Annotated in this window: 3 protein-coding genes and 2 pseudogenes; 1 reads left to right on the top strand and 4 read right to left on the bottom strand. The window is 43.9% G+C overall.

Annotated features, from left to right (window positions below; translation table 11 throughout):
- Positions 1-2,757, bottom strand: a 2,757-nt coding sequence (locus LC574_RS18475; RefSeq protein ID WP_229454855.1) for a type I polyketide synthase, incomplete at its 3' end; no start/stop codon positions are given.
- Positions 2,750-4,870 (bottom strand): SDR family NAD(P)-dependent oxidoreductase, encoded by a 2,121-nt coding sequence (locus LC574_RS18470; RefSeq protein ID WP_229454854.1) that lies wholly within the window; start codon positions 4,868-4,870, stop codon positions 2,750-2,752. The genes LC574_RS18470 and LC574_RS18475, both read right to left, overlap by 8 nt.
- Before the next feature lie 107 nt (positions 4,871-4,977).
- On the opposite strand from LC574_RS18470, the pseudogene LC574_RS18465 reads away from it, so the two are divergent.
- Positions 4,978-5,783 (top strand): annotated as a pseudogene (locus LC574_RS18465) (IS5 family transposase).
- On the opposite strand, the gene LC574_RS18460 reads toward LC574_RS18465, so the two are convergent.
- Positions 5,752-6,669 carry a ParM/StbA family protein gene (locus tag LC574_RS18460; protein ID WP_229454853.1) on the bottom strand — a complete coding sequence of 306 codons (918 nt, stop codon included), beginning with the start codon at positions 6,667-6,669 and terminating at the stop codon, positions 5,752-5,754. The pseudogene LC574_RS18465 and the gene LC574_RS18460 overlap by 32 nt on opposite strands.
- Before the next feature lie 201 nt (positions 6,670-6,870).
- Positions 6,871-7,167, bottom strand: a pseudogene (locus LC574_RS18455) (IS4 family transposase); the annotation flags it as partial.

Raw genomic sequence — 7,167 nt, 5'->3', positions numbered from 1 at the left:
ATTTGTTTGTGCTGTAGATAATTTTTGTGGTTCAATCCAATATCTTTGTCGCTCAAAGGGATATGTTGGCAAGGGAAGGCGGTGTCGGCGCTCATGGGTATGAAATCCTGACCAATCTATCTTGATTCCCTCAAGCCATAGTTGTCCTAATGTGTTTAGGATAAAAGCAACGTCAGACTGTTGTTCGTAAGCATAGCGCAGCGAGGATAATACTACCTTGTTATCATCAGAAACATTATCTAAACATTGCATCGCCAAGCTGCTTAATGCTTGTCCTGGCCCTATCTCCAACAAAATAGGACTGTGTTGTGTCCACAACTGATTTACTCCATCGGCAAATAGCACGGGTTGGCACATGTGCTGTGTCCAGTAGCTGGGATTTGTGGCTTGCTCTGGTGTTATCCAAGTTCCCGTAACATTTGATAAATAAGGGATCTGTGGTGGTTTGAGATTGATAGTTTGTACCAATTCAGTGAAAGAGTTAGCGATCGCTTCCATCATGTAAGAATGAAAAGCATGGGAAGTCTGCAATTGCCGACAAGCTAACCCCTTAGCACTCAACTCGTGTGACAGTTCCTCTACAGCCTGTGTAGTTCCCGCAAGTACGCACTGGAATGAACCATTGACGGCTGATAAGGAAAGCTTTTCACTTAAGAAAAGTTGCACTTCTTCTTCTGTTAAGGGAACTGCTAGCATTGCTCCCCCTGGCAACTCTTGAATCATTTGCGCTCTTTTGGCAACAAGAGTAATCGCATCTTCTAGAGACAATACTCCTGCTAGAGTTGCAGCCGTATATTCACCGATGCTGTAACCAATCATTGCTACTGGACGAATGCCCCAGGATATCCATAATTGAGCTAAAGCATACTCAATAGCAAACAGTGCTGGCTGAGTGAGATAGGTCTGATTTAATTTTTGAGCGGCGGGATCTGGTGATTCGGGATCACGACCAAGCATTTGGCGTAAATCTATACCCGATTTTTCTTTTGTTGCTTCTTGCTTTGCGGAGGAAATAGGATAAATAACTTCTTTGAGATTAAGACCCAACAGAGGTTCAAACAAAGAGCAACAGCGATCTAGGTGTTCGCGAAAAGTTGGCTCTAATTGGTATAATTCACAACCCATGTTGACATAATGAGTTCCCAAACCAGTAAACATAAAGACTACTGGGCGCTCATTTATGTCCTGAGTACTAGTGAGGACTCGTTTGGGATTTTGGAGGGCTGCGATCGCATCTTCAGTATCTTGACAAACAACTGTCCGCCGATGGCTCAAACCATGCCGACCGACTTGCAATGTATAAGCGACATCTGCAAGGTTGAGTTCTGGGTGCTGTTGCAGGTGATTAACCAAATTTGCAGTTGCTGTCTCTAAAGCTGAGTCAGTTTTGGCAGAAACTACCAGCAATTGCCAAGGACGAGATTTGCCAGAAGATTCAACCGTCGGAGCTTCTTCCAAGACAACATGAGCATTTGTACCTCCAATGCCAAAAGAACTAACTCCAGCGCGGCGTTTAGTTCCGTCTGTTTTCCATTCATGAAGCTGAGTATTCACATAAAAGGGGCTGTTGGCGAAGTCTATTTCCGGATTAGATTGTTCAAAATGCAAGCTAGATGGTATCTGTTTGTATTTGAGTGCCAAGACTGTCTTGATTAAGCCCGTTACACCAGCAGCTGCATTCAGATGACTGACATTGGTCTTTACCGAACCGATGGCGCAGAAGCCCTTCTTATTAGTTCCGGCGCTAAACGCCTTTTTAAGTGCCCTAATTTCGATTGGGTCGCCCAGTGCTGTGCCGGTTCCGTGGGTCTCGACATAGGTGACTGTTTCAGGGTCAAATCCTGCGATCGCCTGAGCTGAGGCAATCACCTCTGCTTGACCTGTCACACTAGGTGCCGTAAAACTCACTTTCTCCGAACCATCATTATTGATTGCTGAACCTTTGATAACTGCATAAATGCAGTCACCATCAGCCAAAGCATCCTCTAATCTCTTGAGTACAACAATACCTACTCCATTTCCAGAAGGGCAACCTTGTGCTTTAGCATCAAAAGCACGACAACGGCCATCAGGAGAAGTAATCCCGCCTTCTTGATAGAAATAACCTTCTTTATGTGGGACTTCTATGGTAACTCCACCAGCCAGTGCTCTATCACACTGATAACTCAGCAATCCTTGGCACGCCAAGTGAACTGCCACTAATGATGTAGAACAGGCCGTATTGACGCTAATACTTGGTCCCTTCAGATTCAACTTGTAGGAGACTCGTGTAGATAAATAATCTTTATCATTGCTAATTGCAATTGGTAAAGAACCTGATTTAGTTAGGTTAGGATCTGAAACTAAATTGTTAATTAAGTAGCTACTCAAGCTGGCTCCCGCGTAAACACCAGTCAGTTCTTTGTCTGCTTCAGGATCGTAACCAGCATTTTCAAGCGCTTCCCAAGCACACTCTAGGAAAAGACGGTGTTGCGGGTCCATGATTGTAGCTTCTTTTGGCGTGAAGCCAAAGAAAGAAGCGTCAAGCATCTCAATATTTTCCAGCACAGCCCTTGCTTTTACATAGCTGGGGTCACGTACCAAAGTAGGATCTAAGCCTGAACTTACCAATTCATCATCTGTGAAGATCGAAATTGATTCCACACCATCTTGTAAATTCTGCCAAAACCGCTCAACACTTTTGGCACCTGGGAAACGACCAGCCATCCCAATGACAGCTATGCCTTTCAAAGCATTATGAGTATCTTGGCTATCCATGTGCCTTTCTCCTTTGTTTCATCATCTGTGCTTCTTCTTCAATAGCCTTTTCTTGCCTTTTCGCACGAGAATAAACAGGTTGAATGGCAAGTTTTTCAATCTGTTCTTGCCAGAGATATCCTGCTAGGGCACTTACTGTAGGATATTCAAATAAATCTGTTGTTAATAAATCTTGTTTGAATACTTTTTGCAGTTGGCTTCGTACCTGAACTATGAGAAGTGAATCGCCGCCAAGTTCAAAGAAGTTATCGTAAATTCCTACTAGCTCAATACCAAGTAGTTTTTGCCAGATTTCTGCAATTGTTTGCTCAGTCTCATTTCTAGGAGCAAGATAAGCATTACTCAGTTCAGGTCGTGGATGTGTCGGTTTTGAAAAGTTAGCCTTACCTAAAGATTCCAGAAGATCCTGTGCATTAAAATCACGATCCCGTTCTATCAGAGTTGTTAAATCTTGAGTTGATACCACAATCCGAGAAACTGCACTGTTGAGAATACGTCTAAAAACCTCTATCCCTTCATAAGGGAATAATGCGTCTATTAATAAGGATTTATCATTAGAAATTTCCTGTCCTCTAACGAATCGCTTTACTGCCTCTACTGACATACCAACATCCTGCCAATCTGTCCAGTTAATCGCGACTGTGAATATGCGATCTTTGTTTGTTTTGTAATAAGCAAAGGCATCAAGAAACTCATTGGCGGCGCAATAACCAACTTCACTAAATTTCTTTCTAGAAAGAATTGAGCTAAGAGATGAACAAAGAATAAAGAAATCCAGTTCAACATTTTTCAAAAGGCTATCCAGTACTAGTGTACCTCTGACTTTAGGGGCCATAATACTTTCTGTAATTTCTCGCGTTCTTCGAGAAATTACACCAGCATAATCAGGAACTCCCGCACAATGGATAACACCATTGATTTGACCAAATTGTTCCTGGACTTTCGCGATTGCTTGTTGCATCTGTTTAAGGTTTGCCACATCAGCGCTGAATACCAAAACTTCTGCGCCCAGTTCTTCAAGTTCCTTTACTTTCCAAATTTTGTGACTTACACTGTCCTTCTCATCGTGAGTAGCTAACCACTGTTCCCACTCTTCTTTTGCAGGAAAATGTGAACGCCCGATCAGAACTAATTTGACTCGTACTTCTTTCGCCAGATATGACGCCAAAGCAAGTCCAACACCTCCGAGTCCACCCGTGATCAGATATACTCCTCCTTGCCTTAATCGTGATGTTTCTCCCTTCCCTCCCTCTAATCGGACTGGCTCAAAGGTTTGCACCCAGCGATGAAAACTACGGTAGGCAATAACTATATCGGAGGATTGTGCTTGTAGCTCGTTCAGCAGTTGTTCTACAAGTTTCTCTTGTTGCCAACTGACTTCCTTCGGAATTACAACATCAATGCTACGACAACTAATGTTTGGATATTCTTGCGGAATTATCTTAACAGCTCCGAGTACAGTTGCCTTTTCTGGGCATAGCCCTTCTTCTCCAATCACTGAGTGCATATTGTTGGAAACGACTGTCATTTGAAGCTCGTCTGTAATATGCTGTTTTCCTACAGATTGTTTCCACAAAGGTAAGTAGAACCAGTCGGCAATATCTGGCTTTTTGCCTTGTGTTATTTGAGCAATACCAATGGTATGTGCCTGTTTTTGGGCATGAATCCAGTAACGCTGTCGCTCGAAGGGATACGTCGGTAAAGGAAGACGATAACGGCGCTCGTTGGTATAAAATCCCGACCAATTGACCTGTACTCCGTACAACCAGAGTTTGCCTAGTGTGTTTAGTAAAAATGTTACATCCGACTGTTTTTCCTTTGGATGCCGTAATGAACATAGTCCTACAACATCTGAATGCTTTTGAGCAAAAGTACACAAGGTGCGTCCTGGCCCCACTTCTAGCAGGATGCGATTTGGCTCTTGCTGCAACGTAGAAATGCCCACTGTAAACTGCACCGTTTGCCGTAAATGTGTTGCCCAGTAATCAGGATCTGTGGCTTGCTTTGCTGTGATCCAGGTTCCTGTGACGTTGGAGATAAAGGGAATGTGCGGAGGATTTAGTGTAACTTTTTTAACTTTATTGATGAATGGCTCAATGATGGGTTCCATCATCTCAGAATGAAAGGCGTGGGACGTATGCAGACGGCGACACTCTACGCCTAGGGCGTGTTTTCAAACTCGTTGTATCCTAAAAAAGATGCGATCGCTTTATGATGATGATAAACCGAGGAGACTTAAGCAACGAACGTTGGGAGAGGTTAAAACCGTTACTACCACCACAAAAACCTCAAACAGGTAAGCCAAATAATGACCACCGCACAGTTGTGAATGGCATTGTTTGGATACTGAGAACCGGAGCACCGTGGCGTGACCTTCCAGAACGTTATGGAAAGTGGCAGACTGTGGCCACAAGGTTTTATCGATGGCAAAAAGCCGGAGTTTGGAACCAAATTCTCGAACAACTGCAAGCGATCGCCGATAAACAAGGACAACTTGATTGGGAAATACATTACGTTGATGGAACAGTGATCCGCGCCCACCAGCACGCAGCTGGTGGAATATTGGGGCGAAGAAGACGAGAAACTAGGTCGAACACGCGAGTGGTTTCAGTACGAAAATACACATTCGGTGTGAGGGTAAAGGTAAACCCATAACTTTTATTCTCAGTCCAGGTCAGAGAAACGAGTCAATTTTTCTAGAACAATTGATGGAACAGGGACAAATCAAGCGTTCTGGGCGGGGTCGTCCTCGTTTACGCCCTTTGCGATTAGTCGGAGATAAGGGTTACACCGGTCGGAGAATACGTAACTACTTACGCCGCCGTGGTATTCGTCTTACCATACCACGTCTCTCAAATGAACCACGTCGAGGTCCTTTTAGCCGTGAAATCTATCGTCAACGCAACGTTGTTGAACGTGCTATCAACCGGCTCAAGCAGTTTCGCCGCATCGCCACCCGATACGAAAAACTTGCAGTAAATTATACAGCTATGATTACGATCGCCTCCATTTTGTTGTGGTTATAGTTTGAAAACACGCCCTAGACCAATACTCAGCTTTAGCTGTAGCAATGGCATTAACAATCATCTGCAATTCATAATCAAGATTTTTAGGTTCTCTACTTTTGACCAGAGTGCGAATTGTTTGGTTGTCAGGTGTGATATCTGAACCAGCTGCATAGATGGCAGAGGTCAAAGCAGTGGCATCCTGTCCAGATGTGCGCTCAATTACTCGCTTTACCATTTGGTGAAAGCCCAGTCCATTGGTGTAACCCGCCGTCATCTTGCCCCGTTCAAATAGTAGAAGGCTGGTATTACGATGCCCAAACATTAGCACTGCGATCGTTTGGGCGTTGAACCATTCTTTACCATTCTGGCGTTGGCGAATCATTGCCAATCCCGCACCTTCGGGTAAGCACTCGAATCGCTCCAGTTTCACCCGCAACCTTTGACCCCGAAATCTAAAATCCTTGAGTGCAGATTGCAATTGTTGCTCAAATGCTTGGCGATTTTGATATTCACCATAGGGCAGTAGTGAGGTCAGTGATAGTGAAAACCTGTTAGGCAATTTATTGTGTTGAGCGATCGCACCAATAACCGCCAAGGCTTTGTGAATTGAGGTTTCGTACTTGAGCTTATCGAGTCTGGCAGATGCTGAAAACTGCCGTGCCAGGAATCCAACTACCGTACATTGTGTATCATTATCTGTCGGACTTGACACCCAGGCTTCATCTGCTGGTTTAGGAGATTCCAGACCCTTGCGACTCGACATATAAGCGTCAATCGAACTTTGAGGCAACTTCAGCATTTCTGGTTCCATTGTCATCAAACATGGTTTGCCTTCAGTTGCTAGTTCGTAAACAATCTTGGTCAAGGAAGCACCAGGGTCAAAACTGACTATCAGGTTTGACATTGACTGTGGTTGTGATTATCCATAAAAGCTGCTTTTAACTTAAATGCAAATATTGGCTGTGAACATCACTCTACTGACCATTTTGTTGGAGCCAAATTTTAGCCAATTGGTTATTTTTTCACTGCTGTTGATCAAGTAGTTACTTTTCTGCTAAGAAATTCAATTTAGAAAAGTGTGCCATCACTGATCTGACTTTTCCCGTTAAGTCTCTTGTGCAAGCTGCCAACCCTCACTCTTGTCGTGCAATTTTAACCAGCCGCGCCACAGTACCTGGATGCCAATGGGTGTATTACGTCGATGTTCCAAGTAACCCCCTAAACGAGCGATCGCTTCTATAGCCCAACTAACTGTTAGCACCTTGGGGAGTTTGGGAGATTTAGCTTTTAAAATCCGAAGCTCAAGGGGATTAAGAATCTCAATGGCGGGGGCTTCATGCTGGGTGCGGTGTAGATAAGTTAACTGCAAAAGCTCAACAGCAATCACACTCAAAAAACCAAT

The sequence above is a fragment of the Nostoc sp. CHAB 5715 genome, from assembly GCF_020829685.1.
Lineage (GTDB): Bacteria > Cyanobacteriota > Cyanobacteriia > Cyanobacteriales > Nostocaceae > Nostoc.
This window is presented reverse-complemented; position numbering and strand designations above follow the sequence as displayed.

Bases quoted from the DNA above. Each gene is read 5' to 3' on its own strand.
- LC574_RS18460 (WP_229454853.1), bottom strand. From the start codon at position 6,669: ATGTCAAACCTGATAGTCAGTTTTGACCCTGGTGCTTCCTTGACCAAG.
- LC574_RS18470 (WP_229454854.1), bottom strand. From the start codon at position 4,870: ATGATGGAACCCATCATTGAGCCATTCATCAATAAAGTTAAAAAAGTT.